Genomic DNA, 287 nt, shown 5'->3' with positions numbered 1-287 from the left:
CATCAGGCCACCTACCGCATGAGCGCGATCAGCGGCTGGACGAGCAACACTCCGGCCCACGCGCCAACATCGAGCAAGCGGCCCGCGACATCGAGAGCGGACAGCTCGACACCGATCTGCACAACACACCGGGCATTGAACGCGTCGTGCGCGAGCGCTGCACGGCCAATCGCGAAGACCACGATCGCCAGGTCGCCAACCGCAGCGCCGATGAGCTGGCCGACAAGCGCGGTGACGCGGGTAAGCCCGCGCACAGTCACGCGCACCAGCGTTGAGCGGCCCCATGC

At 67.9% G+C, this 287-nt stretch carries 1 protein-coding gene; it reads right to left on the bottom strand.

Annotated features, from left to right (window positions below):
* Positions 1 to 11 precede the first annotated feature (11 nt).
* Positions 12 to 287 (bottom strand): hypothetical protein (locus ACVA6Q_RS24605; protein ID WP_446649216.1); only part of this gene is annotated, 276 nt, incomplete at its 5' end.

Source organism: Vibrio sp. DNB22_10_4 (genome assembly GCF_052879755.1).
This window is presented reverse-complemented; position numbering and strand designations above follow the sequence as displayed.